This window comes from Paenibacillus sambharensis (assembly GCF_003233845.1).
Classification (GTDB): domain Bacteria; phylum Bacillota; class Bacilli; order Paenibacillales; family Paenibacillaceae; genus Paenibacillus_I; species Paenibacillus_I sambharensis.
On the sequence record NZ_QKRB01000010.1, the window covers coordinates 39637 to 61440 of the forward strand.

Genomic DNA, 21804 nt, shown 5'->3' on the forward strand with positions numbered 1-21804 from the left:
TCTATATTCTCGCATACACTCAGGTAAAGTTACCCTTATCGACAAAACCCGGAAAGTCGATTAAAATATTTGTGACAGAAAGTCAACATACAATTATATCTTCTACTTAAGTGCTTTATCCAAAATGGGGGCTCAATTGTGGCTACAACGGAAAAACCCGAATTCATTCAACAAGCCAATCTGTTCTGTACGCACATCGGCCTGAATCCGAAAGAGATTCCTCATCCTCAACATATCTTATCGCCAGCTGAATTAGATAGTAAGCGGGAAGAGTACGATGAAATCTTGTCGGTCGTAAGCTTCTTCGGCGATAAAATTCTACATTCCTTAGCAGGCACGCCGCTCCTGATCGCCGTCGCCAATGAAGAAGGCTTTGTCCTTCATATGATGGGCGACGAGACGATCAAGAAGACCATCCATGACCTGGGCATCAAGCCTGGCGTCCAATTCACGGAAACCAGCATGGGGACGAATGTCGTTAATTTGTCGTTAAAATATAATGAATCTCCGATTCAGCTGATCGGTGATGACCATTTTCATGAATACTTGCATGGCACCGCCTGTTACGCGGTGGCTTTTCACTATACAGACGTCAATGACCTGCTCGGAAGCGTCATTATTATGACGGCGAAGGAATTCCAGAACCCGATGATGGTTACTATGCTTGCCACCACGGCGGATTCCATTGAGCGGGAGCTTCTGCTCCGCAAACAGAACCGGAAGCTGAATATATTGAACCAAATCATTATGGATAATACCCGCAATGGCATTATCCTGACCAACCGCAATGGTGAAATCACAACCTTTAACCAATACGCGGAGCTGTTCACGGGCAAGTCGAGGGATGATATGCTCGGCACCAAGGTTGAAGAGCTGGGCTCTATGGGCGAGTATATCCATGAAGTCATGCACAATGGGAGAACCTTCGAAGATGTGCAGATGACCTTCGAACCGGGATCTTCTGCGGACAAGCAGGTATGTCTGTTTGATGCCTACCCGCTGTATGATGAGAAGAGACAGCTTCTGGGCGCCTTCGGGCAGTTCAGGAGCATCACGGAGAGAGTGAAGGCCGAGGAGCGCTACAACTACCTGGCCAACCACGATGATTTAACCACACTGCCGAACCGGCGCTACTATAAGAATAACGCCACTCTCTATATCCAGCGTGCAAGGGCGACAGGCAGTCAGGTTGCTATAGTCTGTCTGGACCTGGACCGCTTCAAGATCATTAACGATTCACTGGGCCACTCCAGCGGGGATATGCTTCTGACGGTTGTGGCTGAGCGGCTGGTTAAGGTTGTGGCAGCCGGGGAGTTTGTGGCACGTATGGGCGGGGACGAGTTCATGTTCGCTTTCCCCTCTATTGAGGGTAGAGAGGCAGCTCTGGAGCGGGTACGCGCCATTTTGGGGATATTCGATGAACCGTTCAGCTTGAACGGGTATGAATTCCACCTGTCGGCAAGTGCAGGCATTTCTATCTATCCAGAGCATGGGCAAGACCTGGAGAATTTGATGAAGGCAGCGGATACTGCGATGTACAGTGCGAAGAGCCGGGGGCTGAATTCCTACGCGCTCTATTCGCCTGATATGAATACGACCACCCGCGAGAAAATGATTCTGGAGAGCTCGCTCCGCAAGGCTATTGAGCAGAATGAGTTCAGGCTGTTTTACCAGCCGCAGGTGGATATACGAAGCGGCGAGCTGAAAGGGGTTGAAGCGCTGGTACGCTGGCAGCATCCCACCAAGGGACTGCTGACGCCGGACCATTTTATTCCCATTGCCGAGGAGACGGGGATGATCAGCCAGATTGACAAGTGGGTGCTGCGCACCGCCTGCCTTCAGAACAAGAAGTGGCAGGAACAGGGGCTGCCGTCATTCCGGGTTTCGGTAAACTTGTCTTCCCAGGAGTTTCTTGATGAGAGCTTTGTTGATGATGTGCATCTAATACTGGAAGAGAGCGGCCTGCAGCCGAAGTATCTCGATCTGGAAATAACCGAGACGATGACGATGAATGTCAATCATGCCATCCCGATGCTTCGCAAGCTTCACGCGCTTGGCGTTCAGATCAGCATGGATGATTTTGGGACGGGATACAGCTCGCTCAGTTATCTGAAGAATTTCTCAATTAACCGGCTGAAGATTGACCAGAGCTTTGTCCGGGATATCTCGAAGGAAACGAATGGAACCAATATTGTAAGTATCATTATTGCCATGGCCCACAGCATGAACCTGGAAGTCGTCGCAGAAGGAGTCGAGGAGAAGGAGCAGCTGCGCTACCTCCAGATCCGCAAGTGCGATGAGGTTCAAGGCTACTATTTTAGCCGGCCGATACCTGGTGAGGAATTTGAACAATCATACGAGGAGCTTATCTCCAGAATCAAGAAGTTGTATTGAATCCTATCTAGGGGGAAAGTATTATGCCAACTGTTAGCAATATGCTGGTTAAGCATTTAGTAAGCTGGGGTGTTACCCATGTATTTGGCATACCCGGCAAGCCAGTGACTCCCCTTGTGCTTGACCTGGACAACGCGGGCATTACCTTTGTGCTGAGCAAGCATGAGGAAGGGGCTGGTCTGCAGGCGGCAGGCTACGCGCTGGCCCGCGGCTCTCTCGGAGCTGCGATTGGTACGGCGGGTCCTGGCGGTATTAACATGCTGACAGCGGCAGGACAAGCACTCTTCTCCCAAGTGCCGGTTCTGTTCCTAACAGGTTCGCCGCCGATTCGGGAAGTCGGGAAGGTGCTGGGCCAGGACAGCACGATGTTCGGCACCGATCTGGTCAAGATGTTCGAGCCGGTAACGAAATTCAGTGCGCGGGTTGACCGCGCGGAGGTATTCAGAAGCTATCTGGAGCATGCGATTGAACAAGCTTACACCGGTGTGCGGGGCCCCGTTCATCTCTGCATTCCGCTGGATGTGCTGACCGAGCAGGTCGAAGATTTCGATATTCGTCTTCCGGACGCCTATCCGCATGCAATTGCCTCGAATCTAGACGAAGTCGCTTCCCGCCTTGCCTCTGCCAGAAGGCCGCTGCTGCTTATAGGGGCAGCGCTGCACGCCCAGCATGCGTATGAGGAAATCGAGGCATTTGCCACCCGGTGGTCCATCCCGGTTGCAACCACACCGGGGGGCAAGGGAGCAATCCGTTCGAATCATCCGATGTCCCTAGGTCCATACGGTCTTGGAGGCAGTGAGCTGGCAGATGCTTACCTGCGTGAAGGGGTCGATCTAATGGTGGTGGTCGGAAGCCAGTTAAGCGATTTGGAAATTCCAGGTCTGCAGCCTGCACAGTACCCCCAGCATATCATCCACTTCGATTATGAAGCGAGGTTCATCGGGAAGGCGCTGCCGGTGGCTGTTACGCCAGTACTCGGCAGCATACGCGGCAACCTGCAGGCACTGCTTGCCCGGACGGATGATGAGGCTCATTCGAGAGAGCTGCCGGCTGTGTTGACTGCGGCGGTTGCCAGTGAGGCTCCGGCACTCGAGCAGTCTGCAGCTGGTCTGCTGCAGGGCAGGCAGGTAATCGAGACGATGCGGGAGGAACTGCCCGCCGATACCCTGATCTATGGCGATGCAGGGAGCCATTCCTTCTATGCAATCAAGTATCTGGATATTCGGGTGCCGGGTACATTTTACTTTGAAGAAGTGTATGCGACGATGGGCCGGGCGATCGGCTATGCGGTTGGGGCCAAGCTCGGCATGCCGGAACGTGTTGTAGCGTGCCTGTCGGGTGACGGCTGCATGTTCATGAACGGTACGGAGGTATCCACAGCGGTGAACCATGATGCGCCTGTCCTGTTCTTCGTCGCGAATAACCAGCGGCTGGACATGGTGGATAAGGGAATGGGCCGGCATTTGGGCCGTGCGGTCGGGACGAAGTACCAGGTGCCGCTTGACGCTGCCAAGTTTGGTGAAGCCATGGGTGCTGCCGGTTACCGCTGCGAGACGATAGAGGAGCTGCGGCATGCTATCCGTGATGCGCTGCGGCAGAACCGGACAAGCGTTATCGATATTATAATGGACCCGGATGAAATTCCGCCGACAATGAAGAGGGGCTAGTCCTATGACCAAACAATCGGAGCAAGCGAAGCTTAACCAGATCAACCCGGAGCAGACGAATCAGGAGCGTTATCAGACCGGTTTGGATACCCTGCGGACGATGATTGGGGAGCAGGGCGTCAGCACGATTAAAGAAATTGGGGCGTTCTACCCGGATTTTGGCCATACCCTGGTCGCATTCGGCTTTGGCGACTTGTATTCACGAGGCATTCTTGACCTCAAGCAGCGGGAAATTGTAACGATTACTTCACTAATAACCCAGGGCGCTACTGAGCAGCTGTCATTCCATGTCCATGCAGCGCTTAATGTCGGACTGAAGCCGGAAGAGATCCTGGAAATCGTACTGCACTGCGGCGGTTACGCCGGATTCCCGAAGGCCGTGGGAGGGCTGAACGTCGTTCGGAAGGTGTTTGAGGAGCGAGGCATTACGATTTCAGGCGGCAGGGAAGAAGCGGCTGAATAAAGGCAATCTCTCAAGGAAATCTTCACAAGGGTATAACCAGGCTTTTCAACATGACGATCTAGTCGTGGGGAAAGGCCTATTTTGGCGTGATCACCACAGGGGCCTAACAATTTTTACATAGAAACAATGATTAATTACTATAGCGAGGTGGATGTTTATGGTAATATGTAGCTAATGTCCGCTTTTTTTCGACAAATAACGCCTTGAAGCTGATGGAGCAGGTGAAGATGGAGCAAGAGATAGTGATTTATATCATGTTGATCCTCATAGGTGCGCTGTTAAGCCTTGGCTTGTGCGTATATGCCGGATTCCGATTGAGACATGCTCCCGGGGGCATCTATTATATCCTCATGACGTTCATGGCGTCGGTATTCGGGTTTGCTTACCTGTTCGAGCTCACCAGTCCTTCACTGGAGCAAATCGCTTTCTGGCTGCGCATTGAATATATACCGCTGCCCTTCATCCCCGTGTTCGCCCTGCTGATGTCCCTGGCCTATGTCGGCCGCAAGCTGAAGAGCTGGGTCTATTACGTACTCTTCTTGATTCCGATGTCAACAACCATTATCCAAGCGACCAATGAGGAGCATCACCTCTACTATACGTCGATGAAACTGCGGGCTGATGCGCCCTTCCCGATTGTACAGCTTGAGCACGGTCCTTACTTCCATGTGCATTCGATCTTCCTCTACGGATGTATGGCTGCCAGTGTTGTTGTACTGTTATTGGAGCTTCGTAAGGTTTCCAACCGGTTTCGTCTGCAAATCCTGCTTATGGTTGCCGGGCTCTCGATCCCGGTCTTCGCCGGCTTCTTGTATATCGGGGGCAGCAGTCCTTACGGGATTGATCTGGGTCCCGTTTACCTGAGTGTGTCCTTCGTGGTTCAGAGCATTGCGCTGCTTCGGTACCAGATGTTCGACGCCGTTCCGATTGCAAGGGATTTGGTGTTTGAGAACATGAAGGAGGGAATTCTGGTACTGAATGAACGGGATGTGGTTACCGACTATAACGCCTCCATGCCCGATGTTATTCCTGCTTTAACACCGCTTGCAGTAGGACAGCCCATCCACCAGCTCGTAGCAGGAGAAGAGCGGCTGGCGGAGATTTTCCGGCAGGCCCGCGAGTGCGACTATGAGATCCTGCGAGATGGCGGCAAGCTGCATTACCATATCCGGTTCTACCCAGTACAGCGGAAGAAGGGCTCGGCAGCGGGTACGATCATTTCGTTCGTTAATATGACAGACCGGATTGAGCTGGAAAGGCGGCTGATGTATCTGGCCAGCACGGATGACTTAACGCAGCTGCTTAACCGGGCAACGCTGCTGAAGCGGTCGGAGCAGGCGATGCATGAGCTGTCATGCCAGGGCGGCGAGCTGTCGGTCGTCATGTTCGATATTGATAAGTTCAAGCAGGTGAACGATACGTACGGGCATGGAGCCGGCGATACGGCGCTGCAATATGCGGCCGCAGCCGCCAGGGATGTGCTGAGGGACAAGGGATTTGCCGGGCGTTACGGCGGCGATGAATTTATTCTGTGCATGCCTAATGCCTGCAGGCAGGAAGCGGCCGAGCTGGCGGAGCGTATCCGCAGGAAGGTCGCCGAGGCGAGGCTTACCGAGGGAAGCAGCCAGATCCGCATTACATCCAGCTTTGGTGTGGCGAGTGTCCGGGTCGGAACGGGGGATTACAGCCAGCTGATGCATGCCTTGATCCAGCAGGCCGATTTAGCCCTGTACGCAGCGAAGAAGATGGGCAGGAACTGCGTGCAGGTGTATGGGGAAATGACAAGCGCAGACGTCATGTAGGAACCCGGAGCTCGTAAAGGATTGCGTGAACGCGAGAAGACTAACCCGGCTGTTCAATCAGTCGCTTGAAACGGATGATCAGCAAAGGATGAAGCTGCTCAAGGAGCTGCTTGGTTCGACGGGTAATCAAATCTATGCGGAGCCGGTATTTCGGTGCGATTACGGCTATAACATCCATGCGGGTGAGAATTTCTATGCAAACCTTGGCTGTGTATTCATTGGCAGCAATGCCGTTATTGCTTCTGGGGCGGTCGTCACAAAGAATATGCCGGGTAACACGGTGGTGGGCGGCATCCCGGCAGCGGTCATCAAACAGCTCTGATAACCCGGGGGTTACACGAGCGAGCGAGGGCCTCAAACAGGCAGATATACGGTGAACTGTGGGAGTAGTGATGAACAGGTTAATTTATGCTATAATTTCGTTAGAAACAAGTGAAAGGTTAGTTGGGGTATGCCTGTAAGCAGTCACGGCAGATTTAACGGCCTAGCAGTGTGGCGCAAAGCCTATACATCAGGAGGGATGCGAGGATGGAGATTGGAATAAGCACATTTGTTGAGACGTCGCCGGATGTAGAGACGGGCGAAGTCATGAGCCACGCGCAGCGGCTGCGCGAGGTTGTGGAAGAGATTGTGCTGGCGGATAAGGTCGGCCTTGACGTGTACGGTGTCGGCGAGCATCACCGCAAGGATTACGCGGCATCTTCCCCGGCTGTCGTGCTGGCGGCAGCGGCCTCACAGACGGCCCGTATCCGTCTGACCAGCGCGGTTACCGTGCTCTCATCAGCGGACCCTGTGCGCGTGTTTCAGGACTTCGCGACGCTGGATGGATTATCGAACGGGCGTGCCGAGATCATGGCGGGACGGGGCTCATTCATTGAATCCTTCCCCTTGTTCGGCTACGATCTGGATGACTATAACGAATTATTCGATGAGAAGCTGGAGCTGCTGCTTAAGCTTCGGGCTTCCGAGAAGGTAACCTGGCGGGGCGGGCACCGGCCGGCCATTCAGGATCTGGGGGTATATCCACGGCCCGTACAAGACCCTCTTCCGGTATGGATCGGGAGCGGAGGCAATGCGGAATCGGTCGTGCGGGCGGGTCTCTTAGGTCTGCCGCTGGTCCTGGCCATTATCGGCGGAAGCCCGCTGCAGTTTGCGCCGCTTGTACAGCTCTATAAGAGGGCAGCTGCGCAAGCCGGCCATGATGTATCCAAGCTTCCTGTAGCTTCCCACTCGCATGGGTTTATTGCAGAGACTACGGAAGCGGCCGCTGACAAGTTCTTCCCTTCCACTCAGCAGGTCATGAATATGCTGGGACGTGAACGGGGCTGGGGTCATTATAGCCGGGACTCATACGATGCGGCCCGCGGCGTGGAAGGGGCTCTGTACGTCGGGGATCCGGAGACAGTCGCCCGCAAGATTATCAATCTTCGCAAGCATGTCGGCATTACAAGGTTCTTCCTGCATGTACCGCTAGGCACCATGCCGCATGAGGACGTGATGCGGGCAATCGAACTGCTGGGGACCGAAGTTGCTCCGAGAGTACGGGAGGAGATTGCACGGTGGGAAGCGGAAACGGGCGGTAACGTATAAGACGGATAGGTAAAGAGGTCAGGCTGGAAGAAGCAGTCGTATCAACAAGGATGAATAAGTCACCTATAAGTAAATATATATAACATATCGGAAGAAAAAATAAACCTTATGTCATATTAATTGACATAAGGTTTATTTTGTTTCATATTATGGGTAGGTGAAGGTGATTTCCAGGGCCATAGCCTGTTGGTTTACGATTGTTTACAGCTGTCAGATACGGAGAACCTTAGTCTGTTCCCAAGGATTGATTCTAAGTGTGAGGTGAGGAGTTGGGTACTTTGAAGCGTACGCCGCTGTTTCCGCTCTATACGGAGCACCCGGGGGTCCGGTGTATTGATTTTGGGGGCTGGGAGCTGCCGGGGCAGTTCAGCGGTATCGGATTAGAGCACGCTGCGGTGCGTGAACGGGCAGCATTATTTGACGTTTCCCATATGGGTGAGATATGGGTCACAGGCCGTCACGCGGAAGCTTATGTACAGCAGATGACAACCAATGATGTAACCCGCTTAACCGATGGTGCCGCACAATACACGCTGATGTGCAATACGGAGGGCGGTACAGTTGATGATCTGCTTGTCTATCGGGTAACAGCAGAGCGGTATATGCTGGTGGTCAATGCGGCTAACATTGAGAAAGATTATGAATGGCTTAAGCAGCATCTGCTGCCAGACGTTGCGCTTGAGGATCGTTCCGAAGTGACCGCACTGCTTGCCCTGCAGGGTCCCTTGGCGGGTACGGTATTATCCCAGCTTATAGACGACCCTGCTGTACATAACCTGGCGCCGTTCCACTTCCTGCCGGAGGTGGCGATTAGCGGCTGCAAGGTCCTGCTGTCGCGAACGGGATACACAGGCGAGAACGGATATGAGATCTACGCCGATGCCGCAGATGCCCCGCTGCTCTGGCGGGCGCTTATGCAGGCGGGTGAGCCTGAAGGACTGGTCCCAGCAGGACTTGGAGCAAGGGATACGCTGCGGTTTGAAGCCTGTCTTCCGCTGTACGGACAGGAGCTGTCTCTGTCCATTTCCCCGCTGGAAGCCGGTCTCGGCATGTTCGTGAAGCTGGATAAAGCCGGCGGCTTTATTGGGCGGGAAGCCTTGCGCCAGCAGAAGGAAACAGGTCTTAAGCGGAAGCTCGCCGGCATCGAAATGCTGGAAAGGGGCATACCCCGGTCTCACTACCCGGTTTATGCCGAGGGCCGGCTTATAGGCGAAGTTACATCAGGGACGCAGTCGCTGACCTTGAAACGGAATTTGGGGCTTGCGCTTCTGGAGATTGGCCACACAGCGGTTGGAGCCGAAGTGGAAGTGGAGATTCGGGGCAAACGGCTTAAGGCTGCGGTAGTGAAGACACCGTTTTATCGCAGGCCATTACCTGGCAAAGGAGTTTAATGATGAATAAGCATCGTTATTTGCCTATGACGGATGAGGACCAGGCGGAAATGCTGGCCGCCATCGGCGCAGGCGAGGTTCAGGATTTGTTTGCAGACATTCCGGCTGGGGTGAGGTATGAAGGGGCTCTGCGCATGTCTGAAGCCATGAGTGAGTCGGAACTGCTGCAGCATATGAAGGAGCTGGCAGGCCGCAATGCGGATGCGGAGCGGTACATCAGCTTCCTCGGGGCAGGCATTTATGATCATCGTATACCGGTTGTCATACCGCATATTTTATCGAGATCGGAGTTCTATACCGCCTACACGCCATACCAGCCGGAGATTAGCCAGGGCGAGCTGCAGGCTATCTTCGAATTTCAGTCGTATATGTGTGAGCTGACGGGGATGAAGGTGGCCAATGCGAGCATGTACGACGGGGCGACGGCGCTGGCAGAAGCAGCCGCACTGGCAAGTGCAGCCACGGGGCGAAGCCGGATTCTGTTATCGCGCACTGTACATCCGGAAGCGAGAGCGATCGTGAGTACCGCCGCCAAGGGATTAGGACTGGAAATAGTGGAAGTCGGATACCGCAATGGGGTAACCGATCTTACGGAACTGGAGAACATGGCTGGCGACAGTGCAGCGGCTGTTCTGGTACAGACGCCCAACTTCTTTGGCTGTATCGAGGATATCGAGGCCATCGGCCGGATTGTTCATGATCGCGGGGGGCTGCTTGTAACAAGCTGCAATCCGCTGTCCCTGGGCCTGCTGGAAGCCCCGGGCAATCTGGGGGCGGACGTGGTGGTAGGCGACGCGCAGCCGCTTGGTATCCCGGCGTCGCTTGGCGGTCCGACCTGCGGATTCTTCGCCGTATCCGAAGCGCTCATGCGCCGTATGCCCGGGCGTATAGTCGGTCAGACGGTTGATAAGGAAGGGAAGAGGGGATTTGTACTGACGCTGCAGGCCCGGGAGCAGCATATCCGGCGGGAGAAGGCGACCTCCAACATCTGCTCGAATCAAGCGCTGCTTGCTCTCTGTGCATCTGTCTATTTGTCAGTAATGGGAAAAGCGGGCTTGCAGGAGGTGGCGGAGCAGAACTATCGCAAGGCCCGGTATACCGCTGGCCGGGTGGCAGCCGTTCCGGGATTGTCGCTGGCATTTGAGGCGCCTTTCTTTAATGAATTGGTCATTAAGCTGCCGGAAGGCACAGCCCCGGATGATCTCTCCGCCAAGCTGCTGCAGGTCGGCTACATTGGCGGATTGAACCTTGGGCGGGATTATCCCGAGCTGGCTGGCCACATGCTGGTTGCGGTTACCGAGCGCAGGTCGAAGGCGGAGATTGATGGCTTTATTAGGGAAATGGGGGCTGGGCAATGAAGCGGGACAAGGCATTGATTTTTGAGATGAGCAGGCCTGGACGGGTTGCTTATTCCCTGCCGGAAAGTGATGTGCCGGAATGCGATGCGGCAGCGGATATTCCGGTGCATCTGCTGAGGCGCCAGCCGGCCGCCCTGCCGGAGGTCTATGAAGTAGATGTCATTCGTCACTATACGGAGCTGTCGCGCCGGAACTTCGGCGTGGATAACGGCTTCTATCCGCTTGGCTCCTGCACGATGAAATATAACCCGAAGCTCAACGAGGAGGCAGCTCGTCTGGCGGGATTTGCGAGCATTCACCCTTATCAGCCGGAAGAGAGCATCCAGGGGGCGCTGGAGCTTCTCTATACGCTGCAGCAGGATCTGGCCGAGCTGACGGGGATGGATCAGATGACGCTGCAGCCTGCGGCCGGCGCGCACGGGGAATGGACCGGTCTGATGCTGATCAGAGCATATCATGAGAGCCGCGGCGAGAAGCGGACCAAGGTAATTGTTCCGGATTCTTCACACGGGACGAATCCTGCAAGCGCCACGGCTGCAGGCTTCGAGACGATAACGATCCCGTCGAATAGCAAGGGGCTGGTGGATCTCGACAGGCTGCGTGCTGCAGCGGGGCCGGATACAGCTGCCCTTATGCTCACGAATCCGAACACACTGGGACTGTTTGAGGAGCAGATTGTGGAGATCGCGGCCATTGTCCATGAGGCCGGAGGCTTGCTGTACTACGATGGAGCCAATTCGAATGCCATCATGGGGATAGCACGGCCTGGTGATATGGGCTTTGACGTTGTGCATCTCAACCTGCACAAGACGATGAGCACGCCTCACGGGGGCGGAGGGCCTGGAGCCGGACCGGTCGGCGTGAAGAGCAGGCTGATTCCCTTCCTTCCAAGACCAATCGTCAGCCGCCGGGAGGATGGAACCTATTATTGGGATTATGACCGTCCACAGTCCATCGGCAGGGTGAAAGCTTATTACGGCAACTTCGGCATACTGGTGCGGGCCTATGCCTATATCCGCAGCTATGGACCGGAAGGACTCAGACGGGTATCGGAATGCGCCGTGCTGAATGCCAACTACATGCTGAAGCGGCTGGCTCCCTACTTCGATGTCCCATATCCGGGCATTTGCAAGCATGAATTTGTTCTGTCCGGAAGAAGGCTGAAGGCATACGGCGTGCGGACGCTGGATGTGGCGAAGCGGCTGCTCGATTTCGGCTATCACCCGCCGACGATTTATTTTCCGCTGAATGTTGAGGAATGCCTGATGATTGAGCCGACGGAGACCGAGAGCAAGGAAACGATGGATGCCTTCATTGATACGATGATCCGGATAGTCCATGAAGCGCAGTCGGACCCGCAGCTGCTGCTGGACGCGCCTCATACTACGGTCGTGAAACGGCTGAATGAGACACAGGCGGCCCGTAAGCCTGTCCTGAACTGTACCTGCGGCTGACAGCCGGACTGCCAATATCAAGTGAGAAAGAGGAGAATGCGTGATGAGTGTAGTTAAGGATAATTGCGTATACAGCCATGAGCATGAATGGGCAGCCGGAGCAGAGGGCCAGACGGTGCGAATTGGCATATCCGATCATGCACAGAGCCAGCTTGGCGATATCGTCTTCGTGGAGCTGCCGCAGCTGGGGGCGAAGGTTGATGCCGGGGACAGCATCGGTTCGATCGAGTCGGTGAAGACGGTATCCGAGCTGTACAGCCCGGTTAGCGGGACGGTTAAGCGAGTCAACGAGACGCTGCTTGAGCAGCCGGAGCTGATTAACGAACAGCCGTATGAAGGCGGCTGGATTGCCGAGGTTGAAGTCGAAGGCCAAGTGGATGAGGCGCTCGCAGCGCTGCTGACTGCTGAGAAGTACCGGGAGCTTGTGGAGTAGCACTCTAGCCGCAAAGGGGACGAAGGACAACCAAGCGGATGTCCTTCGTCCCTTTTTTAAGATAATGCACAATCCGGCAGCCTAAGCGTCGTTCCGCGACCTATTTACCGGGGTCCTGCCAAGCATTAAATTTGTTGCCGTCCGGGTCCTTAAATATGAACTGCAGGCCGCAGCTGTCATAATCGGTGAGCGGTTCCACTTCCGCCCCTTGTTCACGAAGTTTCTTGTGCAGCTCGACGATATTCTCGACCTCGAAAGTCAGAGAGAACATCTCGAAGCCAGTGCCGTTCCACTGATCCGTCATAAAATTAGCCGTCCTGGGAGCTGTGGTCTCCAGCAGGAACAGCCACTGGCCATTGCCAAGCACAAGGATGGCACCATCCGGCTCGCGCTTGCGGACGGTCAGTCCTAAGGTCTCCCCGTACCACTTCACAGAGCGTTCCAGATTGGATACCGGCAAATAATTGCACAGCACTCTTGTAAGCAGGGGCTTAGCCGCTGTCTGTTCCTGCAGCGCCTGCTGTTCTTGCTGTACTTCGTTCCCGCGATTCTCCGTCATGTTTGTCCACCTCTCCTGTTTAATAATGCACTCCCTATATAGACGACGCCAAGCTTCCAGATCCGTCGCATCACCGCAAAATAATTATCCGGGCGCCATGGCGCTGTATTTGTTCCCGTCAGGATCGTAGAAGATAAAACAGCTTCCCAGCCATTCATCCTGCGTAATTGGTTCGGTAACGACACCGCTTGCATTCAGCTGAGACCAGCAGGCTGCTGCATCGTATACAGCGAACGAGAGAAGGGGCTGCGCCGGAGGCGTATGATTTGCACACTCCAGCACATACAGCTGCTGGCCTGTGCCAAGCTCAAGATTACCCTGTGGGGTTCTAGCCAGCTGAAAATGGGCTGCGAACCAATCCATTGTCCGTTCCTTGTTCACAGCTGGTATATAGAAGTGGCCCATGCGCTTTAATACATATTGACTGACGCGCTCCTCGAACGGAGAACCCAGGCAGCAGGAGCGGAAGTAGGATTCAAAATCTCCAGCCAATTGCCGCTTCAGCGTCTCTCTGGCACGTCTAATCCTGCTCTCTACAGCGGAGAGGGAGAGGTTCAGAAACTGACCGATCTCCTTCATGGGCCAGTCGCTGACATAATAGAGAGCAACCGCGGACCTGCTTTTCTCCTCCAGGCACTGCATAGCCGCCCAAACTGCCTCCTGCAGCTCATGATGTTCAAGCCAGCTGTGCACTTGGTCCGAAGAGGGAGCGAGCGCTTCATCTAGAGGCAGTGGGGTGCGTCGTCTCTTCATCATATCAAGACTTGTCCGGTGGGTAATGGTGTAGAGCCAGCTTCCAAGCCGTTCTTTACTTTTCAAGGTGTGTAGTCTGCTGTAGCTCTTGGCAAATGCCTCCTGCACAGCATCCTGCGCTTCATGGTAATCACCCAGTATACTGAACGCCGCAGACAGCATAGCGTTGGAATACCGGTGGACAATATTCCGGAAGGCTTCGAAGTCTCCGGCTGCCGCTTGTTCCGCAAGCTGCATATCGGACGAATGCGTTTGGTCTGGCAAGCGATCACCTCTTGTGTGGGTTAAAGATGGTTTGGCTTTATTTTACAGCATACCGGTTGACGGTGGACAGTACTTTTCATTGTGTGGGAACAGCCGGATGAGGTTATTTCGATATAAAAAGGAGCCTTAGCCCTGGCGGCTAAAGCTCCCCTCGCAGATCATGACTAGATATCGATGTCGGCACCGATGCTGTCGAGCCGGCCAGCCTCGCCGATAAAGGCAACAACGGCTTGATGCTCGGCGTGTACCGTATAGGCATCCACAGCCTGCTGGTTCTCGAAGCGGACCATGAGCACAACCTGGTATTCCTTGCTCTTCTCGGACTTGTTCAGCCCGGCCTGGATCTCCACGATGCCTTCGATCTTGTGCTGCAGAGTCTTGAAACGGTCGACGACCTCGAGCAGCTGTTCCCGGGGAGTCGTCTCTGCGAATTTGATTAGTACAGTACGTTGAATCATCCAATAATCCCCCTTGCGTTTGCTTACATTGTACAAGCGCATAGGAAGAAATTCAAATAACCCCGGCAGGCATATATCCAATTTTCTGCAACTTTCCCAGGGGGGGATTCGTCAGTTGTAAAGGAAGGGAGAGGATAGAATCATGTACAAGATTCACAGAAGCTTCCTGACCGCTGCAATGGCCGCCGTACTCATGGTGGTTACGGCATGCGCGAATTCATCGGAACCACCGCCGGAACCGGCCAAGCAGAATCAGAATCAGAATCAGAACCAGGAGCAGCAGACTCCTGAGGAACAAACCCAAGAGGACCAGGCACCAGAAGTTGCAGAAGATAAGCCGCAGGACCAGGAGGAGCCGGTGGAAGGCCAGCCGCCTACCGTCAAGGAAGCTGCGACTACTGTGATTCGAGCGCTTAAGGCAGGCAATATGGAGACGGTGGCACAGTGGGCTCACCTTGAGAAGGGCGTCCGGTTCTCACCATACGCATATGTTGATAAGGAAACGGATGTCGTCTTATCGCAGGAGGAGCTTGAGGGAATCATGGATGATTCGAAGAAGCGAGTGTGGCGCACCTACGCTGGCAGAGGCGATAAGATTGAGATGACGTATGCGGAGTATCATAAGGAATTTGTTTATGATATGGATTACATGGAGAAGGCCGAGGTTGCTGTGAATGAAGTGCTTGGTGAAGGTACGACAGTCAACAACCTGGACGAAGTTTATCCGCCGGATAACCATGATTATGTCTCCTACTATATTGACGGTGTGAATCCGGAATATGAAGGAATGGATTGGGGCAGTCTGCGCCTTGTCTTCGAGGAGATTGGCAGCGACTATGCGCTTGTAGGCATTATTCATGACGAATGGACACCGTGACGATAACAAGGAAACAGCCGCAGCACCCGTGCATGGGTGTCTGCGGCTGTTGACATTTTCATATAGATGAACCGCAAGTCTTATGCCGTAATTCATCTCACATCCCTACGGGCTGAACTCGGGTACAATGGCAGGATGAGCAAATGACAATGATAGCTGGAAGCGGGGATAACAAACATGCAGCAGGATAACAAATATAAATCACTGGAACTCGAGAAGCCGGGAGTCTATGAGCTGGAAGGTCTTGAGGTTGGAGTGACGTCAAATTGCAATTTCCGGTGCAGCTACTGCTGTGCCTATGAGCGCAACGACGGGAACAGCATCAGCGCTGGAGAGGTTATCCGGATAATCGATGAGATCCCGACACTTAGGCGGGTGCGTCTATCAGGCGGGGAAGTGACGCTGAAATATGAAGATTGTGAAGCGATTATTGCCCACTGTTCGGCTAAGGGAATTGCTACCCAGCTTAACACCAATGCCAGTCTTCTCAGCAGAGAGCGGATACACAGCCTCCAAGAGGCTGGTCTTACCAACATTCATATTTCGTTCAACTTCACGGACAGGGACAGGTTTGCTGCTTATTATGGCATTCATCCGCTTGTCTATGACAAGATTGTGGAGAATATCCGGTTATGTGTAGAGTATAAGCTGGAGACCGTTCTGGAGACGCTGCTGTTCGCCGAAACGCAGCATAACATGACAGCCATCAGTGAACGTGTGTATGAGCTCGGCGTGCGGATTCATGAGATACAGAACAGCATTGTGATGGATCACAGAGGCTGGAACGCGATCGCTTCGAGGGAGGCGCTTGTCCGCTCGGTAGAGGAGTTAATCGCAAATCGCAAGCCGGATACGGAGCTCTATTTTACCTGTATGGACCGGTTTGCTGACAAGCTTGGGTTCCGGGATCAGCCTGGCGTGTACTTCTCTCACTGCGTGGACGGCAAGAAGCAGCTTCATCTTCATGGCAATGGCGATATCCTGATCTGTGAGCTGTGTCACCCGGTGGTTATTGGCAACGTCTATGAAGGAACCAGCCTAAATCGTATCTACCAGAACAGGCCCAAGGCTCTTGAGGCTTTCCTGAAGGAGCTGCCTTGCCCTGCTTATGAGGCGCTGTTCCCTGCTGGAAGCTAGGTTGCAGGCTGCGGCTTCCTGCTGCTGCCTTACCAAAGCAGCCGGCTCTCACCCAGAGAGCCGGCTTATTGAACGTTCCGCCGCTGATATGAAGCAATTCGACCATTCCGGGGTATATAGATGGATAAGAAAGAAGCAGCTCGGACTTGATGCTGCTCACATCTACAGCGGGGGTGTACATGATGAAGTGGCAGGGCAGAAGGGGAAGCGCGAATGTGGAGGACAGGAGAGGCCGGGGCGGCGGAGGCGGAAGGACGCTGATCGGGGGCGGGGCTGCAGGGACGATTATACTGCTCGTTGTGCTGCTGCTTGGCGGAAATCCGGGGGAGCTGTTAAACTCCTTTACGGCCACGGATACGGGTACGACTGCTCCCTATCAAGAGACGCAGGAGGAGAAGCAGCTTGCCCAGTTTGTGTCTGTTGTTCTGGCTGATACTGAGGAAGTATGGACGGAGCTGTTCCGCGAGCAGGGATTGGAATATAAGGAGCCTGTTCTTGTGCTGTATACGGGCAGTGTTCAATCGGCATGCGGGGCCGCAGGTGCGGCGGTAGGTCCCTTCTACTGTCCTGGCGACCATAAGCTGTACATCGACTTAAGCTTCTACGAGGATTTGCGGCAGAAGTATGACGCCCCCGGAGATTTTGCGATGGCTTATGTGATCGCACACGAGGTGGGCCACCATGTCCAGACGCTGCTCGGCAGCATGGAGAAGGCCAAGAGCAGAAGCGGCAAAATTACGAATGAGAATTCGGTCCGTCTGGAGCTTCAGGCTGACTATTTAGCTGGCGTGTGGGCACATCATGCGCGCAATATGAACGTGCTGGAGGAAGGTGACCTGGACGAGGCGCTTAATGCGGCAAGCGCAGTAGGGGATGACACCCTGCAGAAGAAGTACCAGGGTGAGGTTATGCCTGAGACCTTCACGCACGGCACCTCCGAACAGCGCAAGCGCTGGTTTTACAAGGGGTACGAGTCAGGCACAATCGAAGGCGGCGATACGTTCCAGACAGACAGGCTTTAAAACTGGCAGCCCGGATAGATAGCGCTAAATATTGGGAGGATTAATGCCGATATATTCCATTAGTTAGGCAGTAATTGTTAATGGAGGAGATAGGTATGAATCCGATATCTAGCCGGGGGCCGGCGCCCAGTCCTTCCGTAAGGGCAGCGAATCCTTATGATTCGCAGATCCGGGAGCTTACCCAGCAGGTGACGCGCCTGCAGGAACAGGTTCAGAAGCTTGATCTGGATAAGGAAATGGACGCCAAGGTGCGCAGGGAACGAGTGGCTGCGCTCAGGGAGCAAATGCAGTCACTAGAAGCGCAGGTTAACCAGTTAAAGATTGAGAAGATGAAGGACAAGGTAGACGCCAAACGGGAAGGAACTGCGCAGACTGGCCAGACCGAGATGTATGAGCGTTCGCCTGAAGCCGAGCAGGCTGAAACTCTCATGAAGACCACGGGTCTCTACGAGACAATTAAGACACTGCACAGCACGAAAGGCCAGATGGAACGGGAAGTTCGTAATCTGAACAACGAGGTCAGGCTGGGGCGTCTGCAGCTTGAAGTCGGTTCTGGCGATGAGGAGAGCAAGGCCGTGCTTCGGGAAAATGCTGAACGGACTGTGTTCAAGCGGAAGCTCTCCGAGAGCAGTGAAATTAAGGCGCGGATAGCCAAGCTGGATGAACGGACAAGCGAGGAATATGCGAAGCTGCATAATCAGTCTAATCAGCCGGCTGATGCTGTAATTAGAAAGGAAGACTCGGCTGACGAGGAGAAGCAGACACAGGGGGCGGATAATTCTATTCAGCCAGTGCCGGCGGAACAAGCCGGAACAGCTGTGAAGCTGGATATCCGGGTATAGGAGAAATTCGGGCAAAATAGAAAACGGCCTGCGGGTATCCGCAGGCCAATTCTATGTTACAGGCCGCCTTCAGCTGCTGGAGGGCTATCCTGTTTGGCTGTATCTTCCTGACTGAATACAACCGGCTTCTTCCGGCTGCGGAGCTTGCGGATGAGAAGCCAGATGCCGAAGATTACTGCTCCGACAATCAGCAGTGTAATGCCGAGAACCTTGTCTATCATATGCTCGGCGGCACGGCCGTACATATAGAACAGAATACCGACGATATAGAATTTGACGGCGCGGCCGATGGCGGCATAGCCGAACAGCTTCCAGAACGGGTAGTTCATAACGCCGGACATAATGGTGAACAGCTTGAAGGGAATAGGTGTGAACGAACCAATCAGAATGGCAGATTCTCCATGCTTCCGGAACATCTCAGAGGCGGAGTCCAGCCATTTCTTCTTCATCATTTTGCTGAGAATCAGGTTGCCCGAGGTTCGGCCCAGGGCATAGCCGATAGGCGTTCCGGCCAGGCAGCCGAGATACCCGAATGTAGCCAGCCATATTGCATTCTCAGGGTTAATCGCGCTGAGTGACACTTGAAGGAAGAAGGCTGGGACGGGGAAAATGATCGCGTCAATCATGGCATGTATAAATAGCCCCATTGACCCGAAGCTGCGCAGAAATTCCATTACTGCATCAATCAAACCACTTTGCCTCCTAATTGAAAAGAAGTATTGGTGACAGTTCTACTACGCTCGAACACCAGTCTGGTTCCGTCAAGCAGCGGATAATCGTAGAGAAATCCCTCATATACCAGCTCGAAGGCAGTATGACAGTAGAAATCATCGGGGGTAACAAGCGTTGAGGGCTGTTCCCATAAGGAAATTCCGCTGCTTCGCAGAGTTTCCGATACAAACTGTGAACAGAAATAAGCATTCTTCGGCTCAATTCCCCGTTTCATCACCACGCCGAGCAGTCCGATGAGATTATAGCGGTACATCTGCTTCTCTCGTTGAAACGAGCGGATGATCCGAATAGTTTGCGCCCGCTGCTCCTCCGTCACATTCAAACGAAGAAGAGCACAACGGGTACCGGGAAAATAGCTGTAAGTGCCCTCATAAATATCCTCTTCAACAAATCCCCCCGACCATGGCTTCGCAGCATGCTTGCGGCCAAAGCTGTATAGACCATTGAGCTCGGCATCGAGTGAAAGCGAAGCATGATTATAAGGCGCGGAGGTAAACCGCTTAATCAGCCTGGTAAACATGGTACCAGTATCCGTTAACAGGACATATATACTGTACCGGGGGCCTTCATTACCTTCTGGAGCTTCGATCAATGGTGTTCCCCTCACTATAACAAATTTTATGTATACAAAGGCAAGTTTTTTACCAGCTTAACAAAAATATAACGATGCAGTAACCGACCAGAGGACGGTTGCGGCCTCGACTAAGGTCTTGGCACTAAGCTGTAAGAAATACAGTAAGCTGTATAGATGTCCAGATTCAGGGAACGATACGCTGTAAACGATACAGGAGGGGGATCCTCATGCCTACGCGCGCTCAAATGCTCGCTGCCCATGAATCAGTTGACCTGCATGAAATGCTGAATATGAAAACACTGGGGCTTGCTAAATCAAAGCTGCTGCAAGGCCTTGTATTTGATGTGGAGCTGAAGTCGCTGCTGAAGAAGGATGCCGAGCAGTCTGCCCAAGCAATTGAGAATCTGCAGCGCTTGTATGCCAGAGCTCCATTCCAGGCGCCAGTGCCTCCTAACCGGCCGACTCCAACACTTGATGGGGGCGGGGAGGATGAATAACGATTACCTGGACCCGATTAACTCGCTGCATATGCCGGAGCTGGCAGACACCACATTGGCGATGGATCTGCTGATTAGGGCTAAGGAGGCTGTCCGCAATACGGCTGTAGCACTGACAGAAGCTGCCACACCGGAGCTTCGTCTTGCACTGCGGAACCAGCTGCGCCAGGAGCTTGCAATGCATAAGGAGGTCACAGAGCTTATGGTCCGCAAGAGATGGTTCCACCCTTATGAGCTTAGCGAACAGTACAAGCTGGACATGCTGGCAGCGAATAATACGGTGAAGATCAGCGGTCTGAACCTGTTCCGTGAAGACAGCTCACGGAAGGGTATGTTCTATGACACGCCAGATCAGCATATCGGAGGAGATCAGGCATGAAGGCGGTTACGTTTCAGGGCATCAAGAATGTAGCGGTTAAAGAAGTGCCGGATGCGCGCATTCAGAAGCCAGATGACATGATCGTCAGAATTACGGCTACAGCAATTTGTGGTTCGGATCTGCATCTGCTGCACGGAATGATTCCGAACATGCAGGAGGACTATGTCATCGGCCATGAGCCAATGGGGATTGTGGAGGAAGTGGGCCCGGAGGTTACCAAGCTCAAGAAGGGCGACCGGGTGGTGCTCCCCTTCAATGTCGCCTGCGGCGAATGCATCTACTGCCGCAGTCAGCTCGAGAGCCAGTGCGACAACTCCAATGAGAATGGTGACATGGGCGGATTCTTCGGCTACAGCGGAACTACCGGGGGCTATGCTGGCGGGCAGGCGGAATACCTCCGGGTGCCGTTCGCGAATTTTACGCATTTTCGCATTCCTGACAGCTGTGAAGTGCCCGATGAGAAGCTCATTATGATGGCGGATGTGATGTCGACGGCCTTCTGGAGTGTAGACAATGCGGGTGTGAAGGATGGCGACACCGTCGTCGTGCTTGGCTGCGGCCCGGTCGGTCTGCTTATCCAGAAGTTCTGCTGGCTTAAGGGCGCGAAGCGCGTTATCGCAGCCGATTATGTGGACTACCGCCTGCAGCACGCTAAGCGTACCAATCGAGTGGAAATCGTGAACATCGAGCAGGAACAGGACATCGGTAACTACCTGAAGGAGATGACAGGCGGAGGAGCGGATGTTGTTATCGATGCGGTCGGCATGAGCGGTAAGATGAACGACCTGGAGTTTCTCGCTACCGGAATGAAGCTTCAAGGCGGCACACTGAGCGCCATCATTATAGCCTCTCAGGCTGTTCGCAAGGGCGGAACCATTCAGGTGACGGGTGTATACGGCGGCCGTTATAATGGTTTCCCGCTTGGGGACATTATGCAGCGCAATGTCAATATCCGCTCCGGCCAAGCGCCAGTTATTCACTACATGCCGCATATGTATGAGCTGATCACGTCAGGAAAAGTAGATCCTTCCGATATTGTTACGCATGTGCTGCCGCTCTCGGAAGCCAAGCACGGGTACCAAATCTTCGATACGAAGATGGATAACTGCATCAAGGTAGTTCTGAAGCCATAGCAGCGGGAGAATGAAGACAAGGTGG

General features: G+C 53.8%; 21 protein-coding genes and 1 pseudogene. 17 read left to right on the forward strand and 5 right to left on the reverse strand.

All coding sequences use genetic code 11. The features are described 5' to 3' along the window. The first annotated feature begins 138 nt into the window (after positions 1-138). The 10 genes and pseudogenes from DNH61_RS01215 (at position 139) to gcvH (ending at position 12552) form a co-directional block, all read left to right on the forward strand. A complete protein-coding gene (locus DNH61_RS01215; RefSeq protein WP_111144887.1) occupies positions 139-2394 on the forward strand; it encodes an EAL domain-containing protein in 2256 nt (751 codons plus the stop codon). A 23-nt stretch (positions 2395-2417) separates the two neighbouring features. Continuing rightward, complete coding sequence (locus tag DNH61_RS01220; protein WP_111144888.1) at positions 2418-4061, forward strand: thiamine pyrophosphate-binding protein; 1644 nt, start codon at positions 2418-2420, stop codon at positions 4059-4061. A gap of 4 nt (positions 4062-4065) precedes the next feature. After that, positions 4066-4524, forward strand: coding sequence for a carboxymuconolactone decarboxylase family protein (locus DNH61_RS01225; protein ID WP_111144889.1), 459 nt, complete (start codon positions 4066-4068; stop codon positions 4522-4524). Positions 4525-4751: 227 nt separating this feature from the next. Continuing rightward, positions 4752-6326 (forward strand): histidine kinase N-terminal 7TM domain-containing diguanylate cyclase, encoded by a 1575-nt coding sequence (locus DNH61_RS01230; protein ID WP_181438534.1) that lies wholly within the window; start codon positions 4752-4754, stop codon positions 6324-6326. 1 nt (position 6327) lies between these two features. Beyond that, positions 6328-6648, forward strand: a pseudogene (locus DNH61_RS01235) (maltose acetyltransferase domain-containing protein); the annotation flags it as partial. A gap of 206 nt (positions 6649-6854) precedes the next feature. Next, positions 6855-7916, forward strand: coding sequence for an LLM class flavin-dependent oxidoreductase (locus tag DNH61_RS01240; protein WP_111144892.1), 1062 nt, complete (start codon positions 6855-6857; stop codon positions 7914-7916). A gap of 269 nt (positions 7917-8185) precedes the next feature. Further along, positions 8186-9307: a glycine cleavage system aminomethyltransferase GcvT gene (gene gcvT, locus DNH61_RS01245; RefSeq protein WP_111144893.1), complete on the forward strand. Its 1122-nt coding sequence runs from the start codon at positions 8186-8188 to the stop codon at positions 9305-9307. After that, on the forward strand, positions 9307-10665 hold the full coding sequence (gene gcvPA, locus DNH61_RS01250) for an aminomethyl-transferring glycine dehydrogenase subunit GcvPA (protein WP_111144894.1): 1359 nt from the start codon (positions 9307-9309) through the stop codon (positions 10663-10665). Before gcvT ends, gcvPA begins: the two co-directional genes overlap by 1 nt. Beyond that, on the forward strand, positions 10662-12119 hold the full coding sequence (gcvPB, locus tag DNH61_RS01255) for an aminomethyl-transferring glycine dehydrogenase subunit GcvPB (RefSeq protein WP_111144895.1): 1458 nt from the start codon (positions 10662-10664) through the stop codon (positions 12117-12119). The genes gcvPA and gcvPB overlap by 4 nt, the downstream gene beginning before the upstream one ends. Positions 12120-12162: 43 nt before the next feature. After that, complete coding sequence (gene gcvH / locus DNH61_RS01260; protein ID WP_111144896.1) at positions 12163-12552, forward strand: glycine cleavage system protein GcvH; 390 nt, start codon at positions 12163-12165, stop codon at positions 12550-12552. Positions 12553-12652: 100 nt separating this feature from the next. Here gcvH and DNH61_RS01265 read toward each other — a convergent pair whose 3' ends face one another. The 3 genes from DNH61_RS01265 to DNH61_RS01275 all read right to left on the reverse strand — a co-directional run bounded on the left by DNH61_RS01265 (position 12653) and on the right by DNH61_RS01275 (position 14586). Then, positions 12653-13111: a VOC family protein gene (locus DNH61_RS01265; protein ID WP_111144897.1), complete on the reverse strand. Its 459-nt coding sequence runs from the start codon at positions 13109-13111 to the stop codon at positions 12653-12655. Positions 13112-13195: 84 nt separating this feature from the next. Further along, positions 13196-14128: a sigma-70 family RNA polymerase sigma factor gene (locus DNH61_RS01270; protein ID WP_245947845.1), complete on the reverse strand. Its 933-nt coding sequence runs from the start codon at positions 14126-14128 to the stop codon at positions 13196-13198. Between the two features lie 164 nt (positions 14129-14292). Continuing rightward, the gene (locus tag DNH61_RS01275) at positions 14293-14586 is read right to left on the reverse strand and encodes a Dabb family protein (RefSeq protein ID WP_111144898.1); all 294 of its coding nucleotides are present in this window, start codon (positions 14584-14586) and stop codon (positions 14293-14295) included. A gap of 142 nt (positions 14587-14728) precedes the next feature. On the opposite strand from DNH61_RS01275, the gene DNH61_RS01280 reads away from it, so the two are divergent. From DNH61_RS01280 to DNH61_RS01295, 4 genes are all read left to right on the forward strand, one after another. Next, the gene (locus DNH61_RS01280) at positions 14729-15463 is read left to right on the forward strand and encodes a hypothetical protein (protein ID WP_111144899.1); all 735 of its coding nucleotides are present in this window, start codon (positions 14729-14731) and stop codon (positions 15461-15463) included. 177 nt (positions 15464-15640) lie between these two features. Beyond that, positions 15641-16600, forward strand: coding sequence for a radical SAM protein (locus DNH61_RS01285; protein WP_111144900.1), 960 nt, complete (start codon positions 15641-15643; stop codon positions 16598-16600). A gap of 182 nt (positions 16601-16782) precedes the next feature. After that, complete coding sequence (gene ypfJ, locus DNH61_RS01290; protein ID WP_111145040.1) at positions 16783-17622, forward strand: KPN_02809 family neutral zinc metallopeptidase; 840 nt, start codon at positions 16783-16785, stop codon at positions 17620-17622. A gap of 95 nt (positions 17623-17717) precedes the next feature. After that, positions 17718-18464, forward strand: coding sequence for a FlxA-like family protein (locus DNH61_RS01295; protein WP_181438535.1), 747 nt, complete (start codon positions 17718-17720; stop codon positions 18462-18464). A 56-nt stretch (positions 18465-18520) separates the two neighbouring features. Here DNH61_RS01295 and DNH61_RS01300 read toward each other — a convergent pair whose 3' ends face one another. Together DNH61_RS01300 and DNH61_RS01305 are read right to left on the reverse strand one after the other, a co-directional pair. After that, positions 18521-19138, reverse strand: coding sequence for a YqaA family protein (locus tag DNH61_RS01300; RefSeq protein WP_111145041.1), 618 nt, complete (start codon positions 19136-19138; stop codon positions 18521-18523). Between the two features lie 11 nt (positions 19139-19149). Next, positions 19150-19716, reverse strand: coding sequence for a hypothetical protein (locus tag DNH61_RS01305; protein ID WP_245947854.1), 567 nt, complete (start codon positions 19714-19716; stop codon positions 19150-19152). A gap of 281 nt (positions 19717-19997) precedes the next feature. Here DNH61_RS01305 and DNH61_RS01310 point away from each other — a divergent pair, with 281 nt between their 5' ends. Genes DNH61_RS01310 through DNH61_RS01320 form a run of 3 tightly spaced genes read left to right on the forward strand, consistent with a single transcriptional unit; the run spans position 19998 to position 21779 of the window. Further along, on the forward strand, positions 19998-20267 hold the full coding sequence (locus tag DNH61_RS01310) for a spore gernimation protein GerQ (RefSeq protein WP_111144903.1): 270 nt from the start codon (positions 19998-20000) through the stop codon (positions 20265-20267). Continuing rightward, positions 20260-20646, forward strand: coding sequence for a spore coat protein (locus DNH61_RS01315; RefSeq protein ID WP_111144904.1), 387 nt, complete (start codon positions 20260-20262; stop codon positions 20644-20646). The genes DNH61_RS01310 and DNH61_RS01315 overlap by 8 nt, the downstream gene beginning before the upstream one ends. Next, a complete protein-coding gene (locus DNH61_RS01320; protein ID WP_111144905.1) occupies positions 20643-21779 on the forward strand; it encodes a zinc-dependent alcohol dehydrogenase in 1137 nt (378 codons plus the stop codon). The genes DNH61_RS01315 and DNH61_RS01320 overlap by 4 nt, the downstream gene beginning before the upstream one ends. The last annotated feature ends 25 nt before the right edge of the window (positions 21780-21804 follow it).

Coding starts and splice junctions, on each gene's coding strand:
- DNH61_RS01220 (WP_111144888.1), top strand. CDS start 2,418: ATGCCAACTGTTAGCAATATGCTGGTTAAGCATTTAGTAAGCTGGGGT.
- DNH61_RS01225 (WP_111144889.1), top strand. CDS start 4,066: ATGACCAAACAATCGGAGCAAGCGAAGCTTAACCAGATCAACCCGGAG.
- DNH61_RS01230 (WP_181438534.1), top strand. CDS start 4,752: ATGGAGCAAGAGATAGTGATTTATATCATGTTGATCCTCATAGGTGCG.
- DNH61_RS01240 (WP_111144892.1), top strand. CDS start 6,855: ATGGAGATTGGAATAAGCACATTTGTTGAGACGTCGCCGGATGTAGAG.
- gcvPA (WP_111144894.1), top strand. CDS start 9,307: ATGATGAATAAGCATCGTTATTTGCCTATGACGGATGAGGACCAGGCG.
- gcvPB (WP_111144895.1), top strand. CDS start 10,662: ATGAAGCGGGACAAGGCATTGATTTTTGAGATGAGCAGGCCTGGACGG.
- gcvH (WP_111144896.1), top strand. CDS start 12,163: ATGAGTGTAGTTAAGGATAATTGCGTATACAGCCATGAGCATGAATGG.
- DNH61_RS01265 (WP_111144897.1), bottom strand. CDS start 13,111: ATGACGGAGAATCGCGGGAACGAAGTACAGCAAGAACAGCAGGCGCTG.
- DNH61_RS01275 (WP_111144898.1), bottom strand. CDS start 14,586: ATGATTCAACGTACTGTACTAATCAAATTCGCAGAGACGACTCCCCGG.
- DNH61_RS01280 (WP_111144899.1), top strand. CDS start 14,729: ATGTACAAGATTCACAGAAGCTTCCTGACCGCTGCAATGGCCGCCGTA.
- DNH61_RS01285 (WP_111144900.1), top strand. CDS start 15,641: ATGCAGCAGGATAACAAATATAAATCACTGGAACTCGAGAAGCCGGGA.
- ypfJ (WP_111145040.1), top strand. CDS start 16,783: ATGAAGTGGCAGGGCAGAAGGGGAAGCGCGAATGTGGAGGACAGGAGA.
- DNH61_RS01295 (WP_181438535.1), top strand. CDS start 17,718: ATGAATCCGATATCTAGCCGGGGGCCGGCGCCCAGTCCTTCCGTAAGG.
- DNH61_RS01300 (WP_111145041.1), bottom strand. CDS start 19,138: ATGGAATTTCTGCGCAGCTTCGGGTCAATGGGGCTATTTATACATGCC.
- DNH61_RS01305 (WP_245947854.1), bottom strand. CDS start 19,716: ATGTTTACCAGGCTGATTAAGCGGTTTACCTCCGCGCCTTATAATCAT.
- DNH61_RS01310 (WP_111144903.1), top strand. CDS start 19,998: ATGCCTACGCGCGCTCAAATGCTCGCTGCCCATGAATCAGTTGACCTG.
- DNH61_RS01315 (WP_111144904.1), top strand. CDS start 20,260: ATGAATAACGATTACCTGGACCCGATTAACTCGCTGCATATGCCGGAG.
- DNH61_RS01320 (WP_111144905.1), top strand. CDS start 20,643: ATGAAGGCGGTTACGTTTCAGGGCATCAAGAATGTAGCGGTTAAAGAA.